Annotated in this window: 21 protein-coding genes and 1 riboswitch; of the genes, 15 read left to right on the top strand and 6 right to left on the bottom strand. The window is 47.1% G+C overall.

The genetic code is table 11. The annotated features are described in order from the left end of the window. The first annotated feature begins 1 nt into the window (after position 1). The 3 genes from PWYN_RS09465 to PWYN_RS09455 all read left to right on the top strand — a co-directional run bounded on the left by PWYN_RS09465 (position 2) and on the right by PWYN_RS09455 (position 4546). Positions 2-1933: a cache domain-containing sensor histidine kinase gene (locus PWYN_RS09465; RefSeq protein WP_052087868.1), complete on the top strand. Its 1932-nt coding sequence runs from the start codon at positions 2-4 to the stop codon at positions 1931-1933. Next, positions 1930-3513 (top strand): response regulator, encoded by a 1584-nt coding sequence (locus tag PWYN_RS09460; RefSeq protein WP_036650670.1) that lies wholly within the window; start codon positions 1930-1932, stop codon positions 3511-3513. The genes PWYN_RS09465 and PWYN_RS09460 overlap by 4 nt, the downstream gene beginning before the upstream one ends. A 394-nt stretch (positions 3514-3907) precedes the next feature. Further along, positions 3908-4546 (top strand): histidine phosphatase family protein, encoded by a 639-nt coding sequence (locus PWYN_RS09455; RefSeq protein ID WP_036650668.1) that lies wholly within the window; start codon positions 3908-3910, stop codon positions 4544-4546. Positions 4547-4623: 77 nt separating this feature from the next. Here PWYN_RS09455 and serS read toward each other — a convergent pair whose 3' ends face one another. Beyond that, complete coding sequence (gene serS / locus PWYN_RS09450) at positions 4624-5916, bottom strand: serine--tRNA ligase (RefSeq protein WP_036653621.1); 1293 nt, start codon at positions 5914-5916, stop codon at positions 4624-4626. Positions 5917-6352: 436 nt separating this feature from the next. Here serS and ssuE point away from each other — a divergent pair, with 436 nt between their 5' ends. Continuing rightward, positions 6353-6895, top strand: coding sequence for an NADPH-dependent FMN reductase (gene ssuE, locus PWYN_RS09445; protein WP_036650664.1), 543 nt, complete (start codon positions 6353-6355; stop codon positions 6893-6895). Positions 6896-7275: 380 nt separating this feature from the next. Here the strand turns inward: ssuE and PWYN_RS09440 are convergent, their stop codons facing one another. From PWYN_RS09440 to PWYN_RS09425, 4 genes are all read right to left on the bottom strand, one after another. After that, positions 7276-8307, bottom strand: coding sequence for a ribonucleotide-diphosphate reductase subunit beta (locus PWYN_RS09440; RefSeq protein ID WP_036650662.1), 1032 nt, complete (start codon positions 8305-8307; stop codon positions 7276-7278). A gap of 230 nt (positions 8308-8537) precedes the next feature. Continuing rightward, a complete protein-coding gene (locus tag PWYN_RS09435; protein WP_036650659.1) occupies positions 8538-10871 on the bottom strand; it encodes a ribonucleoside-diphosphate reductase subunit alpha in 2334 nt (777 codons plus the stop codon). Between the two features lie 56 nt (positions 10872-10927). Then, positions 10928-11443: an anaerobic ribonucleoside-triphosphate reductase activating protein gene (nrdG, locus tag PWYN_RS09430; protein ID WP_036650656.1), complete on the bottom strand. Its 516-nt coding sequence runs from the start codon at positions 11441-11443 to the stop codon at positions 10928-10930. After that, positions 11440-13374: an anaerobic ribonucleoside triphosphate reductase gene (locus PWYN_RS09425; RefSeq protein ID WP_420805762.1), complete on the bottom strand. Its 1935-nt coding sequence runs from the start codon at positions 13372-13374 to the stop codon at positions 11440-11442. The genes nrdG and PWYN_RS09425 overlap by 4 nt, the downstream gene beginning before the upstream one ends. 206 nt (positions 13375-13580) lie before the next feature. Beyond that, positions 13581-13802: riboswitch (cobalamin riboswitch) on the bottom strand. 429 nt (positions 13803-14231) lie between these two features. On the opposite strand from PWYN_RS09425, the gene PWYN_RS09420 reads away from it, so the two are divergent. The 10 genes from PWYN_RS09420 to PWYN_RS27985 all read left to right on the top strand — a co-directional run bounded on the left by PWYN_RS09420 (position 14232) and on the right by PWYN_RS27985 (position 23867). Further along, on the top strand, positions 14232-14540 hold the full coding sequence (locus tag PWYN_RS09420; RefSeq protein ID WP_036650650.1) for an MTH1187 family thiamine-binding protein: 309 nt from the start codon (positions 14232-14234) through the stop codon (positions 14538-14540). A gap of 42 nt (positions 14541-14582) precedes the next feature. Next, complete coding sequence (locus PWYN_RS09415; RefSeq protein WP_036650648.1) at positions 14583-15356, top strand: sugar phosphate isomerase/epimerase family protein; 774 nt, start codon at positions 14583-14585, stop codon at positions 15354-15356. A 19-nt stretch (positions 15357-15375) separates the two neighbouring features. Then, positions 15376-15804: an ASCH domain-containing protein gene (locus PWYN_RS09410; protein ID WP_036650645.1), complete on the top strand. Its 429-nt coding sequence runs from the start codon at positions 15376-15378 to the stop codon at positions 15802-15804. A 579-nt stretch (positions 15805-16383) separates the two neighbouring features. Then, positions 16384-16629 carry a hypothetical protein gene (locus PWYN_RS09405; protein ID WP_036650642.1) on the top strand — a complete coding sequence of 82 codons (246 nt, stop codon included), beginning with the start codon at positions 16384-16386 and terminating at the stop codon, positions 16627-16629. Further along, positions 16623-17732: a glycosyltransferase family 4 protein gene (locus PWYN_RS09400; RefSeq protein WP_036650639.1), complete on the top strand. Its 1110-nt coding sequence runs from the start codon at positions 16623-16625 to the stop codon at positions 17730-17732. The genes PWYN_RS09405 and PWYN_RS09400 overlap by 7 nt, the downstream gene beginning before the upstream one ends. A 197-nt stretch (positions 17733-17929) precedes the next feature. Further along, positions 17930-20878: a hypothetical protein gene (locus PWYN_RS29195; protein WP_157261122.1), complete on the top strand. Its 2949-nt coding sequence runs from the start codon at positions 17930-17932 to the stop codon at positions 20876-20878. A gap of 23 nt (positions 20879-20901) precedes the next feature. Beyond that, positions 20902-21246, top strand: a complete 345-nt coding sequence (locus PWYN_RS09385; RefSeq protein ID WP_036650631.1) for a hypothetical protein — start codon at positions 20902-20904, stop codon at positions 21244-21246. A 25-nt stretch (positions 21247-21271) separates the two neighbouring features. After that, complete coding sequence (locus PWYN_RS09380) at positions 21272-22456, top strand: restriction endonuclease fold toxin (protein ID WP_036650630.1); 1185 nt, start codon at positions 21272-21274, stop codon at positions 22454-22456. Between the two features lie 9 nt (positions 22457-22465). Beyond that, positions 22466-22861, top strand: a complete 396-nt coding sequence (locus tag PWYN_RS09375; protein WP_036650628.1) for an Imm7 family immunity protein — start codon at positions 22466-22468, stop codon at positions 22859-22861. A 16-nt stretch (positions 22862-22877) separates the two neighbouring features. Next, positions 22878-23867: an IS4 family transposase gene (locus tag PWYN_RS27985; protein WP_240479706.1), complete on the top strand. Its 990-nt coding sequence runs from the start codon at positions 22878-22880 to the stop codon at positions 23865-23867. 396 nt (positions 23868-24263) lie between these two features. On the opposite strand, the gene PWYN_RS09365 is transcribed toward PWYN_RS27985, so the two are convergent. Then, positions 24264-24683, bottom strand: coding sequence for a YhjD family protein (locus PWYN_RS09365; protein WP_052087866.1), 420 nt, complete (start codon positions 24681-24683; stop codon positions 24264-24266). 469 nt (positions 24684-25152) lie between these two features. Between PWYN_RS09365 and PWYN_RS09360 the strand changes: the two genes are divergently transcribed. Then, the gene (locus tag PWYN_RS09360; protein ID WP_036650626.1) at positions 25153-26091 is read left to right on the top strand and encodes an alpha/beta hydrolase; all 939 of its coding nucleotides are present in this window, start codon (positions 25153-25155) and stop codon (positions 26089-26091) included. The last annotated feature ends 330 nt before the right edge of the window (positions 26092-26421 follow it).

The following is a 26421-nucleotide window of genomic DNA, read 5'->3' as shown; positions in this document are numbered from 1 at the left end:
AATGGACGTACAACAGCGAGGTGAACATTACAGCGTGGAACCGGGTAAGCGAAGTGCAGCCTTATGGGATTCATTTACGTATTGGTGGGGGAGACGCTCACTGCAGAGCCGTCTGATTGCCGCCTATATTTTCATTATTTTGGGACCCTGCTTAATGGTGTCCTTTTATTCGTACAGGGCCATCAATAATACCTACGTCCGGGATGCGATCGATAAGAACAGCTATCTGCTGCAGATGGAGAAGCTGCATATCAATAATCAGGTTGAAGTGATGGAACGGGCTGTTCAAATGGCATATGAGGATAAGGATGTACAGGATTATCTCAACAATACGGAAGAACCGGATGTAGGAGAGCTGATTAATTTTAATGATTACGTATTTAAAAATATTACACGCATCCAGTACAATAATCCGAGCATTGAGCACTTGCGCCTATATTCGAACAGCGATGTCCATGAGATTTGGCCAAATATTTTCCGTGAGAGTCGGGTAGCTTCTGAACTATGGTATCAGAAAGCGCTAAAACTGAAAGGGAGGTTGTCATGGTCTTTTCAGAATAATGACCCTGATTTGATGGAACGTTACTCCGCGCAGCCCCCGAAGATTGTACCCAAGGTATCCCTGCTGCGTGAAATGAGCATTCCGTCAGATAATCACATCGGAATGGTTCAAGTTGACATGCTTCTGGAACGATTTACAACCAAGACTTATTCCACTGTACAGGACAGCCAGTCTCAAATGTTCCTGGTCGATGAGGATATGCAGTTGTTTACACGTTTGGACCATTCCTTCCTACCGGATAATAAGGAAATGTCCGCAGCGATCAAAAGTCGTCTTGAATCGTACAGAGAGACAGGCGAATGGGATATTAATTATACGGAGAACGGTAAATCATATCTGTTGATTAATACACCCCTGGAACATATTAATGCCTACCTGCTCAATGTTGTTTCCATGGACGGTGTCATGAAGGACATTTCACATACCCGAAACTTAATTATCGGGGTGAACATCGGTTTTATTATATTAGTGACCGCCATTGCTTACGTGCTTAATGCATTTATTCTGAAGAACCTGCGGCGCTTGACCGAAACCATGAAGAAAGTGCGCAGAGGTGAATCCTATAGCGGGATTACCATCCGGGGCGGCGGGGAAGTCGGTGAATTGGCGCATCATTTCTCGAAGCTGATGAATACAATTAATACCCTGGTGGCTCAAGCCGTACAGAAGCAGGCTTTATCGAAGGAAGCGGAGCTTCGTACTTTACACAATCAGATTGACGCACATTTTCTATATAATACGCTCGAAAATATTAAGATGCTGGCTGAAATCGAGAATCAGCGGACCATATCGGACGCCCTGACTTCGCTAGGGGGCATGATGCGCTACAATTTCAAATGGTCAGGGGAATATGTGAAGCTGCGGGATGAAATACGTCATATAGAGAATTACATTGAAGTGATGAATATCCGCTTTGAATATCCTGTTGTACTGATTATGAATATGGAGCCCCTATATTTAGAGCTAGAGGTGCTGAAGATGTCACTGCAGCCTATTGTTGAGAATAGCGTCAAGCATGCTTGGACCGGCGATAAAGCAGGACTCGAGGACCGGACCATTCATATCGATATCTCGGAAGCAGAGGGTGATATTTTCATAGCGGTTCGTGATAACGGCATCGGTCTTACACCTGAGCGCTTATCGGTTCTGAACGCGTCTGTTTACGCTAAGGAGGAGTCGAATCCAAGTCTACCTGGAGTGGGCATCAGTGACCGTAGAGCTGGCGGGATCGGACTAAGAAATGTACATCAGCGTCTGCAGCTGTTCTATGGGGAAGAGTATGGACTCGAATTGCAAAGTGAGGCCGGGAGCTGGACAACGGTGTTTATGACGTTACCGAAAGTTCTTTTGACAGGAGATAAACAACCATGAAGAGACTGATAATTGTAGATGATGAGAAGAATATCCGCCAAGGGTTGAAAGCGATGATCGAACGGGAATTTCCATCCGACTATACGATCGAAATGGCTGGGAATGGCGCTGAGGCATTGGAAATGTTTCAGAAGGAACGCGCAGATATTATAATCACGGATATTCGTATGCCGGTGATGGATGGAATAAAGCTTTTGGAACATTTATCTACAGGTAGTGGGGCTGGTGAAGGCCCGGCGGTGGTGATTTTGAGCGGGTATGATGATTTCGAATATGCCAAAAGTGCGATTAGGTACCGTGTCAAAGACTATCTGCTGAAGCCCATACGCCGCGATGAACTTTTTGATATTCTGGAGAGAATCGACAAGGAACTGAAAAAACAGGAGCAATCAGATTTTAAATTGGAGCAAGAAGCTGAAAAATTCCGCAAGGAGCTGCGTTCCACCCGATTACGGGCACTGCTAATGCAAAAAGATGTGCAGTTGGAACGTGAACAGCAGGAAGTTCTGAAAGATCTGGCCTTTCCTTTTACATTAGGTGTGCTGAATTATTATTATAGCGATGGTTCACGAATGAAACCTGAAGAAGTACAGGGACTGATCGAAAGGCTGAACGGTCCTCTGACGAGTATGTTTATGGAGACTTTGACGGATTGGGACGGAAAATTAGTGCTGATCGGGCGTCATAAGCAGAGTTTTGAAGAACTTTCCAAGCAGGCGGAGGCCAGGGAACTTAGAGGTCTGTTAATTGGGATTAGCAGTGAATGCCAATCGTTTGAAGAGATTCGCTCCTGCTATTTGAAAGCCTGCCGGGCTATGCAGTACACTTTTTTGTACCCTCAATCCAACTATATCGACTTCGAAGAGGTTAGAGAGGGACGACTCAGCTTCCCTGCACCGGAGGAAGAACTCCGTAAGCTGCTTAATATGTTAGGAACCGAACGAGAGAAGGAAATGAAGAGCCTGCTTGCTGTTATTTTTCAGACGGAGCATCTCAAGTTGTTGGATTTGTCCTATCTAGAGACCGTGGGTCGCAAAATAAATGAACGGGTGTTAGATGAGGTATTTCGGGTACATGGAGAGGCCTCTGTGGAGATTCTAAAGCTGTACCGGACGGTTGGTAATATGTATAACTACCGCCATTTTCACGACTATTATCGGGCGCTGGAGCACCTGCTCATCGACTTGAATGAATATATTATGGGAGTTAGGTCCGCGCACACCGAGCATGCTGATATGAAGGAAGCGCTGGCCTATATAGAAGCCAACTATTTCCGTCCGCTGAATATGGCTATGGTGAGTAATCATGTATCCCTGAACTATTCCTACTTCAGCGAAGCCTTCAAGGCCTATACGGGAGAGAGCTTTGTCCTATATTTGAAAAAAGTACGCATCCACCATGCCAAAGAATTGTTGGCTGGAAGCCGCTGCAAGCTTGCCGGAGTATCGGAAGCCGTCGGCTTTGAGAGCGGCAAGCAATTCGCGCGTGTCTTCAAGGAACTGGAGGGTATTTCTCCCGGTGAATATAGAGCGAAGTCACTGGTTGATGGCTATTTCTCCCGGGATGATCAGGAGCTATAGCACGGCGTACGGGAATAAAGTGTAAAAGTACATTTGAATTCGAGGAAACGGGCTCGTGATGCGGAATGAAGTGTAAAAGTACATTTGAATTCGAGGAAATGGGCTCGTGACGTGGAATGAAGTGTAAAAGTACATTTGAATTCGAGATAACGGGCTCATGATGCGGAATGAAGTGTAAAAGTATATTTGAATTCGAGGAAACGGGCTCCTATAGCGGAATGAAGTGTAAAAGTACATTTGAATTCGAGATAACGGGCTCATGATGCGGAATGAAGTGTAAAAGTACATTTGAATTCGAAAAAATAGCGACCGTGGTGGAATTCCCCGTAATAGACAGGGCTTACGGATGTGAGGTAACCTAAAGCAAACGAAACCGTAAGGGGAGAGACCATCAATGAAAGTAACAACCGTTTATTTGACTCGTCATGGACAAACGGAATGGAACGTACAGCAGCGTATGCAGGGACATATGGATTCGGCGCTTACACCGCTTGGTTTGCAGCAGGCAGAGTGGCTGAATCGGGGGATGCAGGCGGTAAGTCTAGATGCCGTCTATGCAAGCCCCAGTCCTCGTGCGCTGAGGACGGCAGAGATTATACTCGGGGAGCGCGGGGTTCCTTTGAAGACTGCTGATGAATTCAAAGAGATTTGTATGGGGGCATGGGAGGGTTGCGTGTCTTCGGAGCTCGAGTCTGAGTACACGGATCAATACCGATATTTCTGGGACGATCCTGACAAATTCAGTGTAGAGGGTAGTGAAACATTCGCAGAGGTCCAATCGCGGGCCTTGAATAAACTGGAGGAAGTTGTCTCTAAGCATGAAGGCGAATCCGTTCTAATTGTTACTCATACGGTAGTCATTAAGGTGTTGATGGCCTATTTTGAGGGAAGAGCTATGAATAAGGTCTGGGATCTGCCTTATATTCATCCAACCTGTTTGTCCAGAATTGACTTTAAGGACGGGAACGCGGAAATCTTGCTTCACGGGGATATAAGCCATTATGAAAAGAATCCAAGCGGGATGCAATCCTAGTAATTATTATAGTTAAAGCGGTTCCGGGGTTTCTCTTTTCTGCCCCCGGAACCGCTTTTTTCTCCTGAATATGGCTGTTACAGCTGCCCCTTAGGGAGTTCCAATCTATCTTTGACGTCCATATATTTACGCAGCGCAGGCGGAATGTAGATCGAGCCGTCCTCAAGCTGATGATTCTCCAGCAGTGGGATGAGTATTCTTGGTGTGGCAACTGCAGTGTTATTCAGAGTATGACAATATTGCAGCCGCCCATCAGGACCGCGGTACCGGATATTCGAACGGCGGGCCTGAAAATCGAGCAGGTTCGATGCCGAATGTGTCTCCCCGTAGGCATTGCGGCTGGGCATCCAAGTCTCAATGTCGTACTGCTTATGTGTCTTCTGCGACATGTCTCCGGTACAGACTGCCATTACCCGGTAAGGTAACTCCAACAGCTCCAAAATATACTCCGCATTAGCGGTTATTTCCTGCAGTATATTCTCCGAAGTGGCGGCATCATTCTCGCACATGACGACCTGCTCGATCTTCGAGAACTGATGCACTCGGTACAATCCTCGTACATCTCTCCCCGCTGAACCTACCTCGCGGCGGAAGCAGGCCGACATCCCGGCCAGCCGGAGGGGTGAATCCATCTCTATGATCTCATCGCTATATAGTGAAACCAACGATACCTCCGAGGTTCCGGCGAGCCAGCGGTTCTCCCCGTTCAGTTCATACGTCTGCTCTATTCCTGTCGGGAAGAACCCGGTACGCTCCAGCGCCTCCGGCCGAACGATTACCGGTACATCCATCACCGTAAAGCCCCGCGCCGTTAACACATCTAAGGCAAGCCGTTGTACCGCAAGGTGAAGGTAGAGGCCCGCTCCTTTAAGGACATAGCTTCGGGGGCCGCCTGCTTTGACACCGCGTGGAATATCGATCATATCATGCAATTCTCCAAGCTCTACATGGTCTCGTGGTGTATACGTGAATTCAGGCAGTACACCTACCTGGCGGATCTTAACATTCTGGCTGTCATCCCGCCCTATGGGCGTATCATCCGATACCGGGTTGGGTACCTTTAACAGCAGCTCCCGGCAGTTTCGGTCCGCTTCAATAAGCTCTGCGTCAAGCGCAGTCAGACTATTGTTTATTTCCCGTACTTGTTCTTTGAGGGTCTCAGTGGCTCCTTTATCCCCCTGCCTTATAAGCTGTTCTACGTCTTTGGTCAGATTATTACGCAGCGCCCGCTGCACTTCCGTTGTCTGCCGCAAAGCCCGCCGTTTGTTATCCCATTCCAATAAATCATCCAAAGGCAGCTCCATTCTTTTCCACTCCGCAGTCTTTCTAACCAACTCCGCATTTTCTCTAATCCAGTTCATGTCCAGCATACCGTTCGCCCCTTTTGTCAGAAGATGAAACAGCTGCGCTGTTCTAGTAGAACTTGCGCCCGTTTCTCTAAAAAAATACAAAAAACGCCCCTCATCCATGGGACGAGGAGCGTTAGCTCGCGGTGCCACCCAGGTTGAACGAACCCCTATCTTACAGGAGATCCGAACCTCTTTGGTTATCGCTGTAACGGGCGAATCCCGGTGAACTTAGAGAGCATAACACTTGTGCTCCGGTCGTAGACGCCTCACGGTTGGATGCCGTTCATTGGCCTGATTAAATGTATTATTGCCGCTTAGTATATCGTAGTATAACAGCGGATGCAAGGGAGTTTGACAACTATGTGTCCTTTTTGTTACGATCATCATTAACTAATCTATAGTATTTTTGTCGGAATTATTGATACAGCCCATAAAAGTGATAGAAGAGGTGGAAGCAGTGGCTAAAATTGTAGTTATTAACGGAACACCCTCTATGGTATCCCGTATCAACTCTGTGATTGAGTATGCGGAGGACCACTTAAGGGACAATGGTCTTGAGGTCGATCGGATTAATGTAGTGGAGCTCCCGGCAGAGGACTTGATTCATACCAAGTTTGAAAGTGAACACATTGTAAAAGCCAACGGACTAGTAGCAGAAGCGGACGCTGTTATTGTTGTAAGCCCTGTGTACAAAGCCTCCTATACCGGTGTACTCAAGACCTTCTTAGACCTTGTCCCGCAAAAAGGCTTAGCCGGCAAAATTGTACTTCCGCTTTTCATGGGCGGCAGTCTTGCACATCTACTCTCGATTGATTATGCGTTGAAGCCGGTGTTGTCTGTGCTTGGCGCACGATATATTCTGGGCGGTGTATATGCAGTGGACTCTCAGGCTGTCCGTAATGATCTTGGCGAGGTAGAGCTTGCAGATGAGCTGAAGCTGCGTTTAAGTGAAGCCTTGCAGGAGTTAACCGAGGAAATAAAACATAGAGCTTTGCGATAAAAGTTGGGGATATAGCCCCTTACAGATTCCTAAAGTAAAAAGCAAAAGGCCCCTTCGACCTGATTTCAGGCAGGAAGGGGCTTTTTTAAAAGTTATGTGATCGTGATGGAACTGAAATTGTGTGTACGGTGAGCACGGTGAGTTAAGGCTGCTACTCTGCTCTCTATTTAGTTGCAGTTTGTGCAATTAAAATCACTGTGTACGTATTAAAAGCTACTTAATTGCACTTAGTGCAGCTATTTGGCGGGAAAAGGTCATATAACAGGTAATTCTTAACTTTTAGTTGTACAAACTACACTTATTAGTGAAATATAGCTTAAATCATCCCATATAGGTGTATAAAATACAACTAAAAAGCATCCCTTACTTCTAATGTTACTTTACAAATCGTCAAACCCGTTATCATCGCCGACCTTGCCGTAGTTGCGGGACTTGGCTTCAAAGAAATCCGTTTTAGTGGCGTTCAGTGCATCATCCGAGAAAGGCTTGATCCACGGCATACAGTTCACATCGACACCCGCGTATGCTTTTTCCATACCCATCAGCGTAAGACGTTTGTTCGCGGTATATTTGATGTAATCGCCAAGCTCATTCAGGTCAATGCCCCTTACATTAGTCAGGGTGTAATGCGCCCAATTGGTCTCCAGCTCCACTGCACGGTCGATGGTGCGATACACATATTCCATATTCTCTTTGGTATTCAGTTCCGGGAAATCAGCCAGCAATTGTTTGAATACTTCGGCAAAAAAGTAGCAGTGCTGGTTCTCATCACGTTGAATGTAAGAGATCATCTGACTGGTTGCCATCATTTTCTGGTCACGGGCCAGATTGTAGAAGAAGGCAAAGGTACTGTAAAAGAAAATTCCCTCCAGAATCAGATCGGCCACCAGCGCGTGGAAGAACGTCTGTCTTGTGGGATTATCCCGGAATTCCTGATAAATCTCGGAGATAAACTGGTTACGTTCCAGAAGGACAGGGTCCTTTTTCCAATACTCAAAAATCTCCTTCTGCTCACTATCCGACACAATAGAGGACAGAACATACGAATAGGACTGGTTATGCACAACCTCCTGTTGTCCGATAATCGCCGAAATGGCCTCCAATGAAGAATCGGTAAAATATCGCTTCACATCGCCCACGAACATCGTCTGCATCGAATCTAGCACTGCTAGCAGCGAAATGTTGATCTTGAATACGCGCCGTTCCTCTTCATCTAGTATCTGGAATTGCTGAGCATCCTTCGACATCGGAATTTCATCAGCGATCCAGTGATTGAGCAGCAGAACTTTGTACAGCTTATACATATGCGGCATGCGTATATCGTTCCAGTTCAAAATCCCCGAGCATTCCCCATCAATGATGCGAGTGGATTGGTTAGGCGCTTCTGTATTAAAAATCTTTTGAAGTAACATTAATTTGTCTCCTCCTTATTTCTTGTGCGTGAAATTTGTGTTTGTTACTAAAGACTACGCAGTAGTCACGAAGAGGAAGTTTGGAACTGGAGGAGCGTTAGCGTTCGCCTTTATACTCAGATTTCAACCGCAAATGCGGTTCCAATCAAGAAATCTGAGTATAACAGCGACCGGAAGTCCAAACATTCCTCGTAGTGACGCTTATGCGACGGTCTATAGTTCAAACGTACTTAGCTAGCGCAAGACTCACACTCTTCGATCGTAAGTGCACGACTCCGCACATAATAGGTTGATTTCAGGCCGCCCTTCCAGGCGTTGAGATGCAACTCCAGGAAATCGGTGGCCTTAATGTCTGGCTGCACGTACAGGTTGAAGCTTTGTCCCTGATCCACGTGGCGTTGGCGGGCGGATGCCATACGGATTGACCAGTTTTGGTCAATCGTGAAGGCCGTTTTATAGTACCAGATTGTCTTCTCGGACAGATCCGGTGCAGGATTAGCAATCTTGTAAGTAGTCTTCTCCTCGTAGGAGAGCAGCTCGTAGAGCGGGTCAATACTCGCTGTGGAGCCGGCGATGATTGAAGTGGAACCGTTCGGCGCAATGGCGAACATCCAGGCGTTACGAACGCCGTCTTGAGCGACCTCTTGCTGTAGCTGACGCCATTGTTCCGTAGTTACGTACTTACCTTCCTGCTCACCGCTGAGGTAGCCGCGTGAAGTGAAGTAAGTACCCGTCTCCCAATCGGAGCCGGCAAATTTCGGATAACGTCCTTTCTCCCGGGCCAGCTCCATGCTGGAACGAACGAGCAAATAGTTAATGTGTTCATACAGGTGGTTGTTGAACTCAATCGCTTCCTCAGACTCCCAGCGGATACCTTTCAGCGCAAGTAAATGATGCAGGCCGAACGTGCCGAGACCGACAGCGCGGTATTGGCTGTTGGTGTATTGTGCTTGAAGTACTTCTATATTATTGATGTCGATTACGTTATCGAGCATACGAACCTGAATCGGTACAAGACGTTCCAGAACTCCAGCTGGAATGGCGCGTGCTAAATGTATGGAATTTAGGTTGCAGACCACGAAGTCTCCAGGGATCTTGGAGATAACAATACGGGTTTGGCCGTCTTTGGTCACAAGTTCTTCTGATTCGACAACGGTAGCCGATTGATTCTGCATGATTTCTGTACAGAGGTTGGAGGAGAATACCATACCTTCATGGCGGTTAGGGTTAGCACGGTTAACGGTATCACGGTAGAACATGTAGGGTGTACCCGTCTCCAACTGTGATTTCATAATCCGTTTCATGATATCAATGGCAGGGACGGTGATGCGTGACAGTTCTAAATTAGCGGTTGCCTCGCCATATTTTTCACGGAAGGCGCCTTGTCCAAGCTCTTCATCGTAAAAGTCCTCTAGTCCAAGAGGGCGACCATTAGCGTCCTTCCAGCCCATCACCTTTTTGATTTCATGCGGGCAGAATAGATTCCAGTGTCCCCGTGACTCTACCGCTTCCATGAACAGGTCAGGCAGACATACGCCGTGGAATACATCATGCGCACGCATACGCTCGTCACCGTTGTTCAATTTGAGGTCGAGGAAGGCTAGAATATCCTTGTGGAACACATCGAGATAGACAGCGATAGCACCTTTGCGCGTTCCAAGCTGGTCTACGCTGACTGCGGTATTGTTCAACTGGCGAATCCATGGGATCACGCCGGAGCTGGTATTTTTATGACCACGAATGTCTGAACCGCGAGCCCGTACCTTACCCAGATACACGCCAATACCGCCGCCCATTTTACTTAAACGGGCAACATCTGTATTGGAGTCAAAAATCCCCTCAAGCGAGTCGTCCACGGTATCGATGAAGCAGCTGGAGAGCTGTCCGGCCACTTTTTTACCGGCATTGGACATAGTTGGAGTGGCAGCCGTCATATAAATGTTGCTCATTGCCCAGTAGGCTTCTTTAACAAGCTCCATACGTTTCTCCGCAGGCTCACGGTGCATCAGGTACATGGCGATGATCATATAACGTTCTTGCGGGAGCTCCATGACGCGTCCCTCGAAATCATGTGCCAAATAACGGTCAGACAGGGTTAGCAGGCCGATATAATCGAACAGCAGGTCGCGCGTATAATCAATGCTGTGTTCCAGCTCAATAATTTGCTCTTTCGTGTAGAAGGTCAACAATTCCTCGCGATAAATCCCCTTTTTCACCAAATCAACGATCAGTGGGTACAGTTCACCGTAAGGTTCTTCTGGATACGCTTTGTAGCGGCGGTTGACCGCAGCTTTTTTATATAGAGAGGTTAGAAGAGAACGTGCAGCAGCAAACTTCCAGTCCGGTTCTTCCTTAGTTACGAGCTCCAGGGCACTCATGGTAAAGGCACTGCTGATTTCTTCTCCGCTGACTTCTTCACGGCGCAATTTGGACTGTACACCGCGAAGCAGTGTTTCTTTGCTAAGCTGATCCAGATCCTTCAAAATTCGGTCGGCATAGACGGAGAGACGGATTTCATCAAAGGCCAGATGGCGGTTATCCGGTTTTACTACGAGTTGTGGCATTGTTTTCAACTTCCCTTCTAGAATAGAATGAATTTTCAATATCAAAAATTGATGTATTAAAGCGCAGAAGGCTGCCAAAGAACAACCTCAGGACCGGTTAAACTAGCGGCAACGTCAATAATTCGCTGATTGGTGCTTCCCCGATAGGGAAGGGTAGTATCTTTTAAATCCTCCACAAAACGTCCGTCGATGAGTACCTGACACTGCTGTAGCAGTTGGTATTCAGGAGATCCGGGAATAGCTGTAATTTCCTCATAGGTGTATCCGCTGTAAATCCAAACAGGGAAGCCTGGAAGTGTGGACCGAAGTTCATTGATGAACCCCGCAGCCTCACCAGCTGAAAAGAAAGGATCGCCGCCCGCCAGCGTCAAACCGTCAAGCAGTGGATTTGCGGCAATCTCCCCAATGATTTCTTGCTGACGTTCAGGGGTAAATACATCGCCAAAGTTAAAATTCCACGTCTCGGGATTGAAGCAGCCCGGGCAACGGTGACGGCAGCCGCTGAGGAAGATGACGGCACGCATGCCATCTCCCTCATTAATGGACTCCGGATAATAGCCGCAAATATTCATAGATGCTTAATCCGATCCCTAACTTCTGCCTGCTTGGCGGCATTGAAGCGGGTTTGGTAATCACCGGTCAAATAACCGGTTACCCGGCGCAGCCGACGGATGTGTACTTCACTCTCATGCGTATGGCAGGAAGGACAGTTTGTACCGATTACACCTTCATATCCGCATCCTGAACAGCGGTCTATCGGGTGATTAATGCTGAAGTAGCTAACTTTTTGCTCAAGAGCATATTTGATAATTTTGACAAAAGCGGACGGGTTGCTGCGGGCATTGCCGTTTAACTCGACATAAGAGATCGCGCCTGCGTTGCAGAGCTCGTGGAAAGGAGCTTCCAGACTGATTTTTTGGGCAGCGCCCAAGTTGTAATAGACAGGGATATGAAAAGAATTTGTATAGTATTCCCGCTCAGTGATGCCCGGGATAGCTCCTAGACTTTTACGGTCAATCTTCGTGAATTTACCCGACAAGCCTTCCGCCGGCGTAGCGAACAAGGTGATGTTGAGGTTCAGTTCATCACTCTTGCGGTCGCAATATTCGCGCATATGACGCACGATAGCCACTGCTTTGGCATGAACATCCATATCCTCGCCATGGTGTTTGCCATACATCGCCTTCATGCACTCAGCCATCCCAATGAAACCCAGGGACAGACTGCCGTGCTTCAGAAGCTCGCCTACACTTTCCTCGGGATGCAGCTGTTCGCCGCCCTCCCAGACACCTTCACGCATCATGAAATCAGAGGCTTTGGCTTTCTGGGCCGATTGAATACGGAAACGGTGCAGGAGCCCCTCTAAAGCGATATCCATATAATGAGTAAGATCATCATAGAAGCCTTCTTCATTAGCCGCTGTGCGGCGGCCTGTTGCTATGCCGTAGTCCAAACCGAGCCGGACCAGGTTCAATGTATTGAAAGACAGATTGCCTTTGCCGGAGCAGTGATCACGGCCGAAGCGGTCACCCAGCACGCGGGTGCGGCAGCCCATGGTAGCAAACTCTGTATCGGGATTCGTCGGATCATAATACTGTATATTGAGCGGTGCATCCAGATTAGCGAAGTTAGGATACAATCTGCGGGCGGAGCACTCGGCAGCCTTCAAGAACAGGTCATAGTTGGGATCGCCCTGCTGCTGGTTCACACCCTGTTTGCATTTGAAGATCTGAATCGGGAACACCGGCGTTTCGCCGCTTCCGAGTCCGTTCATAGTAGCTGTCAGCAAAGAGCTGATGACAAGCTGACCTTCAGGAGAAGTGCAGGTTCCGTAGTTGATGCTGGTAAAAGGGATTTGTCCGCCGGATCGGCTGGACATCGTATTTAGGTTATGTATCATACTTTCAGCAGCCTGCAGCGTTTCGCTCTCCGTTTCCTTCAACGCATAGCGGAAGGCTCTTGGGTATTGGTCAGCAAGATCTGTGCGGCTCATCGTAATTTCACCGAGATGCTCGCTAGCTTGTCCTTCTTCGAAGTATCCGAGACCCTTGCGGAACAGCTTGGCAAAGGATTTGGTTACATAAGGGGCCAGATCATAATCTATTTTATTCGCGGATACACCGCCGTATTGGGCATTTTGCTGGGATTGAAAAATAATCGCCACCAGTGACATTGCTGTCATGATGGAATTCGGAGGACGGACGCTGCCGTTGCCGGTATTGAAACCTTCGCGCAGAAGTCTTTCGAACGGAATGAATATACAATTGGTTGTCCCAATGGCATATTGATCCAGATCGTGGACATATACTACGTTATCCTCAATGGCTTGGACCAGTTGTGGAGGCATGGTGAAGTTGCGGGCATACCACTTAGAGTACTCACTGCCGAATTTGCTCATTTTACCGGAAAAGCTTTCCCCGTTCAAATTGGCATTCTCGCGCAGCAGATCCAGGTCCAGACTCTCGATAATATCCCGTCCCAGACTAATTACTTCCTCCAGCATAATTCCCTTAGTCTCGTTCACAGCGTTGTATCGCTTCTCCAGCAACGTCATTGTACCGTTCTCCTCTCGATATTAAAAAAGCATTTCCTGCCGGATGGCAGAAAATGCCCGTATGCGTAACGTAACTATCCACCTTGGATATTTACAGAGTCTATTATGTAAGACGCATGCGGACACCGTCCCTGTTCATCGCAGGTTAGTTGTTAATGGTGTCGTCGAGACAGGCAGGTCTCCTGGCTTCCGGTTTTTCTCCCTAGCTCCTTCCCGAAGGACAGTTTGTCGCCCTCAGTGGCTCATGCTGGAGATCGTCCGCGACACTAACTTGTACAAGTCACGGGCATCCGGTTAACAGTGGCGGGACCGCAGCGGAATCTAACCGCACTTCCCTATTAAGCTTGAATCCGATAGGACATATAGACCCAAAATAAGCTGTGAAACTTATCATTTATCTATAGGTCAACAAAGGGTCAAAGCGCCTGTCTCCACTATATTTTGTTGTCGTTACATAAAAATAACCCAAGATGTTGTGTTTGTAAACATTTTTTTAGCAAACCCATACTGGGGGCGGCTTCCTAACAAGTACTCCACAAACCATCCACAGCTAGTCCACAGGTAATCCACAATTGATCCACAAATATGCCGTAAATGATTCATAAATCATCCTCAAATATGCCGCAAATCGTCCATAATTAGGGTGAGCGTGGTACTGGAATTTAGCCTTAGAGGTAATCCAATGTATATGTAGAGGAAATTATAACGGACCTAAGTTTGTGAGACGAGGGTGTAGTTGCTACAATAGAAGGAAGATAGATATGAAGAATGTATAGGACTCTTATAAACGTTAAGGAGGTATTCCGGTGGCTATTGCTGAAGTGTCGGTCATTCCGATTGGAACAGGCAGTACAAGCCTCAGCAGCTATGTTGCGGATATGCAGCGTGTGCTGGAGACAGTAGAAGGTGTAACCTACGAGCTTACTTCCATGGGAACGATTATCGAAGGCCCGTTGGGGCGGATTCTCGCAGCAGTAGAGGCGCTGCATGAGTCTCCATTCACAGGTGGTGCGCAGCGTGTATCGACATCTGTTAAAATTGACGACCGCCGCGATACAACCTCTACCAGCCGTGGGAAGATTGAATCTGTGGAACGTAAGCTGCTAGGAAATTAGAATACTTCAGTCACAAATCCAACTATTAGGAGTGGGACTTTCATGGCGACAAAAGTACAACAGGTAGGCATTCAAATGTATACCCTGCGGGATCAGACTGAACAAGACTTTCTAGGTACCTTGCGCAAGGTGGCGGATATCGGCTATGAGGCGGTGGAATTTGCCGGTTACTTCGGCGTTACTGCCAAGGAGTTGCGTGAAACTCTTGATGATCTTGGACTGGCTGCTCCGTCTGCACACGTTGGTCTTGATTTCAGCAGTCTGGATAATATGCAAACGGCATTGTCCCGAGAAATTGAGTATGCTCAAGAGCTTGGACTTCAATATATAATCACACCGGGATCTCCTGTACCGGCCAACCCTTCCTTAGAGGATGTAATTTCACTGATTCCCTTTTTTGAAAAGGCTTCCGAGATGGTTCGTGCAGCAGGTATGAAATATGGTTATCACAACCATGACTTTGAATTTAAAAAAGTTAACGGGCAAGCCATTATCGACCTTTGGCTGGAGAAAATTCCTGCTGAACATATGATAGCTGAGTTTGATCTGGGCTGGGTGTATGTGGGCGGCGCAAATCCGGTGGATTATGTGTCCCGATATGCAGGCCGTGTGCCGCTCGTCCATATCAAGGATTTCGATATCGCTCACAACGAAACCGACCTGGGCATGGGGCAAGTCGATTTCAGTAGAATCTTCGACATTGCCGATCAAGCGGGAATTCTCTACTATATCGTAGAACAGGAAACGTACGCCTCCTCTTCACTGGAGAGCGCCAAGCAGTCTCTGGACTATTTCCGAAAGTTGAATTTGATATAGGACAAGGAGATTATGCAGGATGCTCTGTTTAACAATACGGCAGCCCTGGGCGACGCTAATTGCGCTTGGGGAGAAAGAATTCGAGACGCGTTCATGGAGAACGAACCATCGAGGAGAGCTGGCCATTCATGCCGGCAAAAAAATCGATAAAGCGATCTGCAGGCAGGAGCCTTTCAAATCTGTGCTATTGAAACATGGCTATACAGAGGATAATCTGCCAGTGGGAGTCATTATAGCCAAAGGTTTGCTGGAAGACTGTTATGAGATCACACATGATGGGAACGGCAAGGGCTGGGTCAGTGGGAATGAATACGCCTTTGGAGATTATACCGAAGGGCGTTTTGCTTGGAAGCTTGCGGATATCACACCTTTAATCCAACCTATTTCGGCCAAGGGGAAATTGAGTTTGTGGGAATATCCATCAGTTAGTAACGATCAAGAAGCCTGATTTCCTTTTCGCACTATCTTAAAATCAGAGGTTTACTTTAATAGTGATCGCAAGAACTCTCCGAACTCGTAGCGGCTTGTTCACAATCGTCAACCGCTAGTTTTGGTTTAATGTAATTTGTATCGATCAGGTAATTTTCAGGTTGGGGGTTTATATTGGAATACCAAACACCCACCCCCTAGTGTTTTGTGGTATATGATCCGGGTCTTGCCTACTACCAAAGGCAAGGCCTATTTTTTTTCTAAAGACATTATAGGAACTGAAAGTAAGTAACGAGAGATTTCGAGAGTTCTGTACGGGTAAATCTGCACTCCCTCAGTAAAAATATTGGGTAGTGTGGATAGATATTAATTTAATGGAATAAAATCCCGATAAAGAAATAGAGCAGTTAATTAATCAGTTTAAACTCAACAGCCTTTCGTGCAAACGCTTGCAAAAAAACAGGTATAGTCAATCTTGACTACCGGAAAACCGGTGAAGGCACGAATAGGCTATGCACCGCAGTATTAGAAATTTGATATCGGCAGCCCTATCCGGGTCAATGGTTAACGCCAACAATCAACCAAAGGAGTTGAGCGAATGGGTGACGAATGGATTGAAATCCCGGAGTCCGTAGAAATAAACGACATAACTGTGGTGTTTATTGAGAATTTTCGGATAAGGAAGGAATTTAGAGGTTATGTAGTGCTGGACTGGCAGCGTAAATTTGAGGAAGCAGATCTGAACAGTCTCCCTGCTCTTTTGCTTGCTTCGGATAGTTTGGAAAAAGATTATTTGATCCGAAAGTATGAAGTCATTCTGGGAACGGCGGAGGATTTATGGTAACGATTAGGTTCGCAAGGCATTACCGGGCTGTTCATATTACCAATGAAATTGGAGGATATATTATCGGAGGCATAGCCTCGTTTATGAACCAGCTCTATGAAGGGCGGGAAGAAGACACCGGTTTTATTCATATGTATGACCCGGCGGCTATTCCTGATCTGGCGGCGGAACTGTATCCGGGAGATAGGGATCTGGCCGCGATTCCTCTGACAGAGACCGACAGGCTGGCTTCATTGTCTTTCGATGCAGCCGTCATTCATTATTATGGATTGTCTTTCGTCCTGGATGAGTCGATTTTGCAGGGGAGGCCTCTGATATATGTTGTACATTCGGTGCCAACAACGGAGCCGTTTGCCCTGGAAGCGCCGTTTGGTGATAACGCAGATGTACAGACTCAATTTGAACGGTGCCTTTTTCGCGCGAATGCAATCGTTTGCGTTAGCCTTGCTGAAGCAGATAAGCTCGCGACGTTGTATCCGGATATGCAGCCCAAAATCAGAGTCATTTCCAATGGAATGAGCTTCAGCAATACAGGGGAGCTAGTACGGGACATTCGTTGTGAGCGGAAGGTGTTCGGATTCTTGGGCCGGATGGACTACCGGAAGGGGTTGCTGGATTGTGTCAAATCCTTCCGGGACGTTGACGGGGAACTTCGGGTGGCGTGCGGCAGGGAGGATCCCCAGCATCTTAGCGAGATATTGTTATATCGGGAGGCAGCCGGACTGACCGAGAAGGTCAAATTTTACGGCTGGTGCCAAGGTGCGCGGAAGCAAAGCTTTTTGCAGTCTTTGGACGCATTAATTGTTCCATCGTTGTATGAACCCTTCGGGTATGTGGTGTTGGAAGCCATGGACGTGGGCGTTCCTATCCTATGTAGCAAACGCGGAGGAATTGCGGAAATTGTGGGTAACTATCGTTTCCAGTTTGATCCCTATGAGAAAGGTGCGCTCGAGGCGGCGATTCGCGACTTTCAGGAAGCTGACGAGGATGTACTGAGGGAAGAATTATCCGGATTGCAGCGGCGTAAACCTTATTTCACATCGGAACGGATGCGGAAGGCCTATGGGGATTTAGTGAAGGAGGTGACAGCCGGCACGCAATAACAGGATACAAATTAACTTTTATGAAAGGGGGAGTTGTGTCGAGCGCTACCGAACGCGTATCCTCCAATCCGGAGATTATTCCGGGTGTGGACAGCAGGTTCTGACAGGGAACGGGCATTGCATGTATTGTTGAACGGATTCGACAAGCATACAGAACAGGAGCTCGCAATTCGAATGAAGAAGGGAAGCTTCAGAAGATGGCGACAAAAGTCGGAGCAAACGGAGTACCTATAAGTTACATATCCACCAGCGCCAAAAATACTAACACCGCCACATCCATGCCTGCGGCCAAAATTTCTACGACGCCAAGTTCGAGCCCGAAAGTGGGTTCCAATGGCGTACCAACAGCGTATACCACACCAGCAAGCAACACGGCGAAAAGCCAGGCGGTAACGCCGGCAGCGGCGACTAGCACGGCCAAAGCGCCAGCTGCAGCGGCAAGTACGACCAAAGCGCCAGCGGCGTCGAGTACCACGGCAAAAGTGGGTTCCAATGGCGTACCGCTGGCGTATACCGCGCAGGCGAGCAACACGACGAAAAACCCAGTGACAACGCCAGCGGCGGCAAGCACACCCAAAGCGCCAGCGGCGTCGAGTACCACGGCAAAAGTGGGTGCAAATGGGGTGCCGCTAGCGTATACGGCGCAAGTGAGCAACACGGCGAAAAACCCAGTGACAACGCCAGCGGCGGCAAGCACACCCAAAACGCCAGCGGCGTCGAGTACCACGGCAAAAGTGGGTGCAAATGGGGTGCCGCTAGCGTATACGGCGCAGGTGAGCAACACGGCGAAAAACCCAGTGACAACGCCAGTGGCGGCAAACACACCCAAAGCGCCAGTCGTGTCGAGTACGACGGCAAAAGTGGGTTCCAATGGCGTACCGCTGGCGTATACCGCGCAGGCGAGCAACACGACGAAAAACCCAGTGACAACGCCAGCGGCGTCGAGTACAACGACAAAAGTGGGTTCCAATGGCGTACCGCTGGCGTATACCACGCAGGCGATCAGTACATTGAAAAGCCCATCGTCGGGCAGCAGCACCACCATCAACAGACCAGTGACGACAGCGGTAGGAGCGAACGGCGTACCGCTAGCGTATACCGCACCGACAAGTAATACAGTGAAAAGTCCGTCGTCGGGCAGCAGCACAACCATCAGCAGACCGGTGACGACAGCGGTAGGAGCGAATGGCGTGCCACTAGCGTATACCGCGTCGGGAAGCAGCACAGTGAAAAGTCCGTCGTCGGGCAGCAGCACAACCATCAGCAGACCGGTGACGACAGCGGTAGGAGCGAATGGTGTGCCACTAGCATATACCGCGTCGGGCAGCAGCACAGTGAAAAGCCCATCGTCGGGCAGCAGCACCACCATCAACAGACCAGTGACGACAGCGGTAGGAGCGAACGGCGTACCGCTAGCGTATACCGCACCGACAAGTAATACAGTGAAAAGTCCGTCGTCGGGCAGCAGCACAACCATCAGCAGACCGGTGACGACAGCGGTAGGAGCGAATGGCGTGCCACTAGCGTATACCGCGTCGGGAAGCAGCACAGTGAAAAGTCCGTCGTCGGGCAGCAGCACAACCATCAGCAGACCGGTGACGACAGCGGTAGGAGCGAATGGTGTGCCACTAGCATATACCGCGTCGGGAAGCAGCACAGTGAAAAGTCCGTCGTCGGGCAGTAGCACAACCGTCAACAAATCGGTGACGACAGTGGTAGGGGCGAACGGTGTCCCGCTGGCGTATACCGCGTCGGGAAGCAGTACAGTGAAAAGCCCGACGTCGGGCAGCAGCACCACCATCATCAACAGACCAGTGACGACAGCGGTAGGAGCGAATGGTGTTCCACTGGCGTATACCGCGTCGGGCAGCAGTACGGTGAAAAGCCCGTCGTCGGGTGGAAGCACCACCATCAGCAGACCGGTGACGACAGCGGTAGGAGCGAATGGTGTGCCACTAGCATATACCGCGTCGGGAAGCAGCACAGTGAAAAGTCCGTCGTCGGGCAGCAGCACAACCACCGCCACACAACCAGTAAAGGTAAATGATAACAATATACAGAGTCTGCTTAAACAGTACGGAAATGAAAAAGGATACACCCTGTATCAAGGCGAAATTAATTACAATGAACAGGGGCTGAAATTTAAGCAATTCACACTGGCTCAAGGCTACGATCCGGAAACCTTTGAATACATTAACCCCCAAGACCGATCGGCGGCTTACCGGAAGTACGACAAAGAATATTTCGGTAATCTGCAAGCAGAGGTGGATGCATATCAGGGCATGGTTCCGATGAAAGTCAAAGTAGCAGCGGCTTTTGGTGAAGGCATGGTAGATGGAGCCTGGAAGGAAATGCAGGGTACAGCCAAATTCATCGGATTAGCGGTAACGGATAAGTCCGCAGCGGCCAATGCAGTGTATAACCAGCTAAGCGACACCGCATACGCCGTAAGTCATCCGATTAAAACGGTCACAAGCGCTTATCAGTCGGCAGTAGGAACGTTCAATGAGCTGAAGCAAATGTCGCCGGAGGCGCGCGCAACCGTGCTGGGGGATAAAACGGGAGCTATAGCATTCGACGCATTGCTGATGAAGGGTGCGGGAGGAGCGACCAAGGGCTTAGCTAATGAAGTGAAAGGGGTACTCAAAGAAACGGCAGAGGCAACATCCCGCCGCCTCTCTCAGTCTGGTTCTTCTGTAGCGTTAACTACTCCAGAAGGCGTCCGCATAACCGTTAAGAATTCACTAGGTACAGAAATTCAGAAGATTGATTTTGGCAAGGCTGAGGGGACGGGTGATGTTAGAACCTTTACTTCTGCTGACAAGTACGTAGGTGAAACTGCAAATGCAATTGAAGTTAAATATCCCGGTAAAGTCGTAGACGTAAATAAAAAGGTATATAGGCCAGATGGAACGCCATTAACAGATTATGATATTGAACTTGATAATGCGATAATACAAGTTAAACAAGGTGGAGGAAAAGGTTCTACGAGACAGGCAATTAATACTGCCTCCAGCACAAATAAAGAAGTTATTGTTTATTTGCCGGATCAAAGCCCAAATTCTGCAGTTGTTAAAGGACTACAAAAAGAAGGATTCAGTGTCTTTACGAATCAAGAGGACTTAATTAATCATGTTGGCAGATAGTAAAGAAGGGAGAGTAGAACGAAATGCAATGGATTATACTTATTGGAAATGAATATTTGAATCTTAATCAAATTAGTGAAATAAAACATGATGGTGAAAATAAAACGACGAGTCTATATACAGATAGATTTGTTGTGGATTATGGTGATGACCATGTGTTTTATGAGAATGCGGAGGATATTATTAATGATTACGAGGAAGAAGATCTAAAGAAAATTCCTTTTTCAAATCCCCGATTTATCATGATGACATATACTAATGAAAAATTAATGAAACAAATATTGTGCCAAGAAAATTTTTTAAGAGGCATCTATGTTGATGATGATAACGGAAATATCTTGCCAATAGAGGAATTCGTGTTGTTGTAAAAAACAGAACCAATCATACTTAACCTTGATCGAGTGCTCGTCACTCAATCAAGGTTTTTTTCTTTTCAGCACAACCACCGCCACACAACCAGTAAAGGTAAATGATAACAATATACAGAGTCTGCTTAAACAGTACGGAAATGAAAAAGGATACACCCTGTATCAAGGCGAAATTAATTACAATGCACAGGGGCTGAAATTTAAGCAATTCACACTGGCTCAAGGCTACGATCCGGAAACCTTTGAATACATTAACCCCCAAGACCGATCGGCGGCTTACCGGAAGTACGACAAAGAATATTTCGGTAATCTGCAAGCAGAGGTGGATGCATATCAGGGCATGGTTCCGATGAAAGTCAAAGTAGCAGCTGCTTTTGGTGAAGGCATGGTAGATGGAGCCTGGAAGGAAATGCAGGGTACAGCCAAATTCATCGGATTAGCGGTAACGGATAAGCCCGCAGCGGCCAATGCAGTGTATAACCAGCTAAGCGACACCGCATACGCCGTAAGTCATCCGATTAAAACGGTCACAAGCGCTTATCAGTCGGCAGTAGGAACGTTCAATGAGCTGAAGCAAATGTCGCCGGAGGCGCGCGCAACCGTGCTGGGGGATAAAACGGGAGCTTTAGCATTCGACGCTTTACTGATGAAGGGAGCGGGAGGAGCGACCAAGGGCTTAGCTACTGAAGTGAAAGGGGTACTAAAAGAAACGGCAGAGGCAACATCCCGCCGCCTCTCTCAGTCTGGTTCGTCTGTAGCGTTAACTACTCCAGAAGGCGTCCGCATAACCGTTAAGAATTCACCAGGTACAGAAATTCAGAAGATTGATTTTGGCAAGACTGAGGGGGCGGGTGATGCAGGTCGCTATTCAGGTACTTTAGAGAAGGTTAATAAACCTGATGCGGCGGCTGATGCACTAGCAGATAGGATTGGTGGTCAATCCCGTGTGAAGTTCTCCGGCGACTCAGCAGGTAGAGAGTTTGATGCTATCAGTGACCAATACGTTGCTCAGTCTAAACCTGCTTTGCAAACAGTCAATAAAAGTGTTCGCGACCAAATGAAAGCGACCTTTGAAGTGGCTCAGGAGACGGGGAGAAAGGTCTATTACCATTTCGAAGGGCAACCTGCACAATCAGTAATTGACAAATTGAATGAGTATAGCAGTAGATATGGAATTGATGTCGTGATTGATACTAAACCATTAAAGTAGGTGATAACAATGTTCGAATTTCATGGTTGGGCTACAGTCCATGAATCAACTACAGAAGCTGATGCAGGTAATTTAGATTTAATTGCTAAAAACATACAAAATTTTGTCGCGAATTTACATTGGGATAGCGGACTGCTAAAAGTCTATCCGGCAAACGGTGCTTATCATCTTTCTGTAGGTGGACTTCTGAATCGTAAAGGTACGGAAGCCGAAGAAATAATCAAGTTATTTCAATTCATTGCACAACAAGCCCCTGGTTCTTATGGATTGCTCTATACAAGGGATGATGAGGACATCGAAGGTTTTGATAATGAGTTTAGAGTTTTTATTTTAGCGCGAGGGAGAATAGAGCACAAAAAGGATGCATTTCTCTCTCCATTTGTTCCGATAGTTGAAGATGAGTAAATGGTGTTATCAAACCTTGATTGGCTTTATGCCTGTCAAGGTTTTCTTTTGGTGGGGGCTAGAAATTAATTACAATGAACAGGGGCTGAAATTTAAGCAGTTCACACTGGCTCAAGGCTACGATCCGGAAACCTTTGAAATACATGGCAGGATATTCTCAAACGTTGATGATTTATCAGATGTTGCAAAATCAAAAATCACTACTAGTCAGAGGGCTACTTTGAATCAACAGGAAAGAACATACTCACATTTAACCGAAATGGATTTAACAGGTGCACAGAGGGACTTAGTTGGTGACCCTGTTCCAAAACCAGGTGGAGGTTATTATGATCATGCTGGTGAGTTGCACAAAGTTACTGAAACAACGGGATATGAACCTGATCTAAAAAGTTGTCCTCATCTGCTGGACCAGAGATTCATTCTGGTCGCAGATCGGCCTTATGGTAAGCATGAACGGTTTGACTATAACCAGGAACAGAAAGACCGGCAGTATTTTGTGATTCGGCTTCGCGATAATACAACCTTCCAAAATCCGGTTTTACGAGAACGAAAACGTCCTTTCACGGGAAGCGTTGAGCAGGATTTAACCTGCCAATTGGGAAAAAACAAAGCACTCACAAAGAATAGATTTCGGGTAGTCATCTTAAAGGACCCTAAAGGCAATCCCGTCATTCTTGCCACAAATCTGCACTGGCATTCTGCCGAGGGAATTGCAGATATTTATAAAAAACGTTGGCAGATAGAAGTATTTTTCCGTTGGATTAAGCAGCATCTCAACATTCCAAAACTGTTTGGAAGAACGCCTAATGCAGTGTATGGACAGCTGTACATGGGTTTACTGATTTATGTTTTGCTTAAATTCCTGTTCGATCAAGGAAATGCAGCCGTGCATTTAAGTGCTAGACTAACATTCGCTGACTTTGACCGATTATTTACGTTGCAAACTTTATCGCCGGAGTGGAGGATCTATTTAGCTAATGTAACGTTTTCCGCTCCCATAAATTAGCTAATCAACAGACGTGTATTTTATACACTTATTTCTAGCTTTTTGCGCTCGGATGTATGGATAGATGTACTTTGTACAACTAAAAATACGAATATGCCGGATGAACCCCGGAATACCCAAAAATAAGTGTAAAAAGTGCAATTAAACACCCTAAAGTGTGCTAAGAGAGAAATATAAGTGTACATTGTGCAACTATATATATTGAAACGCATGTAGGTAGACGATTTGCCGTATTTGTCGCGGATACCTGGGGATACTTCTACTCTCATGCCATTCGGATTAACGTTGTTATGTGTATGAGAAGCATCATGCGAACGCGTTGGAAGTCATTGATCGGCTTTGAATCAAGACCTGGAGGATTGGTTGAAATCGTAGACATTCAAGGAGATCTTAGAGCTAATCTCCTTCTCCTTCTCCTGCTCCCGGCTTAATCCAATACTGTTCTTCATAGCTCTTAAAAGCCGATATATCCATCCCAAGGTATCTCCTCATATGTATAGCAGCTTGCGCGGCAATCATATCGTAGAGAAGTAGCATTCGATCATGATAGCCCCGGCAGATGAATTTGGCTTCAATTCCGGTCTTAAGGCGTTGTTGGTCATATACCTTAACTCCTAATCTCCTCATTTCATGTCGTATATCCCTTAAATCTCCAGTGGCTGCAGACGCAGCTGCATTAAGCATATCCAAATATGGGGCAGGTGTCCGCAAATGGGTGGATATAAGCCCTGCATCACGCTCGAAAGCGGATAAAATGAGTGGGAGAAGAACATATGATTTAACCAGTATATTTTCTGTACTTCCAGCCCTCTGCATAGCTATCCACCCTTTCGATAAATGGGAACGTATATTCCTATTCTACCCCGGTAATCAAAAAATAATCAATGGTATTTCTAAACATAAGGATAATTGTGACATATTTCACACAAGAAAAGGGAAGGATAGTTTATATTAAAATTGAAATAAGCAAATTGTTACTATCTACTTAGGGGAAGAAGGACGTAAAATGAAATATGAAGGAAATTTCCGTCGTGGGTTGGTATTTGGCGTATTCCTAAGTATTCCTTTATGGGTATCCATGATCGGGTGGATCCAGCTTTTATAAATTTATCAGTTCTAACCTTTTTAATAGTTCTCTCCTTGAACCCAGTACTGTTCTTTATGGACAGCACTGGGTTTTTTTTGCGGATTTTTAGTGATCGCGGACTACATGTTATACTATTTTCTAGTCAGAACTACTCAGAACTACTGCTTTGGAATTTTAAACAGAAGGGTGACAACAACTGTGTGGAGTTTGATCGGATGGTTAATTATTATAGTTATAGCCGGGGTAGTGGCATATAGCGGATTCTTTTTTTACAAGATTGCTATTAGGCGGGCACCGAAGGTGTTTTTAAGTACGAATCGTGATTTGAAGGCTAATCCTCCGGTTGCCGGGGCTTCTTGGGGGGAGGGGCAGAATTGGGTATCCAGCCAGAAGATTCAGAACGTGGAGATCTTATCTGTTGACGGCTTGAAGCTTCGTGCCTATATGATCCCTTCCAGCAGTGCCGAGGGCCGCACGGCAATTATTGCACATGGTTATTCCGGAAAAGGTAAGGATATGGGGGCCTACGCCAAAATATACGCTGAGCTCTTGGGTTATAACGTTCTAATTCCTGACGCTAGAGGTCATGGGGAGAGCGAGGGGAATTATATCGGCTTTGGTTGGCATGAACGCCGTGACTATCTGCAATGGATAAGGCATCTCATTGGCGAGATGGGTCCCGAGTCGAAAATTGTCCTCCACGGAGTATCTATGGGCGGAGCAACGGTGCTGATGACCTCCGGAGAAGACCTGCCGCCGCAGGTAAAGGTCATCGTGTCGGATTGCGCCTATACTTCCGTTAAAGCTCAATTGTCTTATCAGCTGCGGCGTATGTATCGTTTGCCCGGCTTTCCTTTTGTGAACAGCGCCAGTCTGGTGACCCGGCTAAAGGCAGGCTACTTCTTTGGTGAGGCCTCTGCATTAAAACAGGTACAAAAAGCAAAGGTGCCCATTCTATTCATTCATGGAGACGCAGATACCTTTGTACCCTTTAGTATGATGAATGAGTTGTACGAGGCTTGTCGCAGTCCCAAGGAGCAATTCATCGTGCATGGTGCCGGACACGGAACCTCCTATGATAGAGATAAGACTGGTTATGTAAGTCGAGTGACAAACTTTGTAACAAAGTATATGTAAATAGCCCCTGAACGTAGACAGCGCCCGATATCCGCAAGTAGCGGTTATCGGGCGCTTATATGTTTCCACACACTTTACCGTCCTTTAACAAAGGTCGGTTGTGTTCATGTATATTTAATTTCCCGCCGTTCGTAAGTACGGGTCGTATAATTCCCTGTTATTTCCACCAGCACTGTGGCGAGATAATCCTTCCAATACGACAAAAGCCCTACCTCTCTTTTGTCCTTGCGGTTCCGTGACCGCGCCAGTGTGAATCGGATGCTATGTGTGAATTTAGTCTCATAAAAAGGAGATTCCTGCAAAGAAAACGTAAGATTATGTGTCAGAATT

This window comes from Paenibacillus wynnii, from assembly GCF_000757885.1.
Classification (GTDB): domain Bacteria; phylum Bacillota; class Bacilli; order Paenibacillales; family Paenibacillaceae; genus Paenibacillus_AQ; species Paenibacillus_AQ wynnii.
The sequence above is the reverse complement of the archived record's forward strand: the minus strand, read 5'-3'. Positions and strand labels throughout refer to the sequence as shown.

Excerpts from the sequence above, each read along its gene's own strand:
- PWYN_RS09375 (WP_036650628.1), top strand. The coding sequence starts at position 22,466 with ATGTTCGAATTTCATGGTTGGGCTACAGTCCATGAATCAACTACAGAA.
- PWYN_RS09425 (WP_420805762.1), bottom strand. The coding sequence starts at position 13,374 with ATGCTGGAGGAAGTAATTAGTCTGGGACGGGATATTATCGAGAGTCTG.
- PWYN_RS09400 (WP_036650639.1), top strand. The coding sequence starts at position 16,623 with ATGGTAACGATTAGGTTCGCAAGGCATTACCGGGCTGTTCATATTACC.
- PWYN_RS09455 (WP_036650668.1), top strand. The coding sequence starts at position 3,908 with ATGAAAGTAACAACCGTTTATTTGACTCGTCATGGACAAACGGAATGG.
- PWYN_RS09465 (WP_052087868.1), top strand. The coding sequence starts at position 2 with ATGGACGTACAACAGCGAGGTGAACATTACAGCGTGGAACCGGGTAAG.
- PWYN_RS09385 (WP_036650631.1), top strand. The coding sequence starts at position 20,902 with ATGCAATGGATTATACTTATTGGAAATGAATATTTGAATCTTAATCAA.
- nrdG (WP_036650656.1), bottom strand. The coding sequence starts at position 11,443 with ATGAATATTTGCGGCTATTATCCGGAGTCCATTAATGAGGGAGATGGC.
- PWYN_RS09435 (WP_036650659.1), bottom strand. The coding sequence starts at position 10,871 with ATGCCACAACTCGTAGTAAAACCGGATAACCGCCATCTGGCCTTTGAT.
- PWYN_RS09365 (WP_052087866.1), bottom strand. The coding sequence starts at position 24,683 with ATGCAGAGGGCTGGAAGTACAGAAAATATACTGGTTAAATCATATGTT.
- PWYN_RS09410 (WP_036650645.1), top strand. The coding sequence starts at position 15,376 with ATGCTCTGTTTAACAATACGGCAGCCCTGGGCGACGCTAATTGCGCTT.
- PWYN_RS09415 (WP_036650648.1), top strand. The coding sequence starts at position 14,583 with ATGGCGACAAAAGTACAACAGGTAGGCATTCAAATGTATACCCTGCGG.
- PWYN_RS09460 (WP_036650670.1), top strand. The coding sequence starts at position 1,930 with ATGAAGAGACTGATAATTGTAGATGATGAGAAGAATATCCGCCAAGGG.
- PWYN_RS29195 (WP_157261122.1), top strand. The coding sequence starts at position 17,930 with ATGGCGACAAAAGTCGGAGCAAACGGAGTACCTATAAGTTACATATCC.
- serS (WP_036653621.1), bottom strand. The coding sequence starts at position 5,916 with ATGCTGGACATGAACTGGATTAGAGAAAATGCGGAGTTGGTTAGAAAG.
- PWYN_RS09405 (WP_036650642.1), top strand. The coding sequence starts at position 16,384 with ATGGGTGACGAATGGATTGAAATCCCGGAGTCCGTAGAAATAAACGAC.
- PWYN_RS09440 (WP_036650662.1), bottom strand. The coding sequence starts at position 8,307 with ATGTTACTTCAAAAGATTTTTAATACAGAAGCGCCTAACCAATCCACT.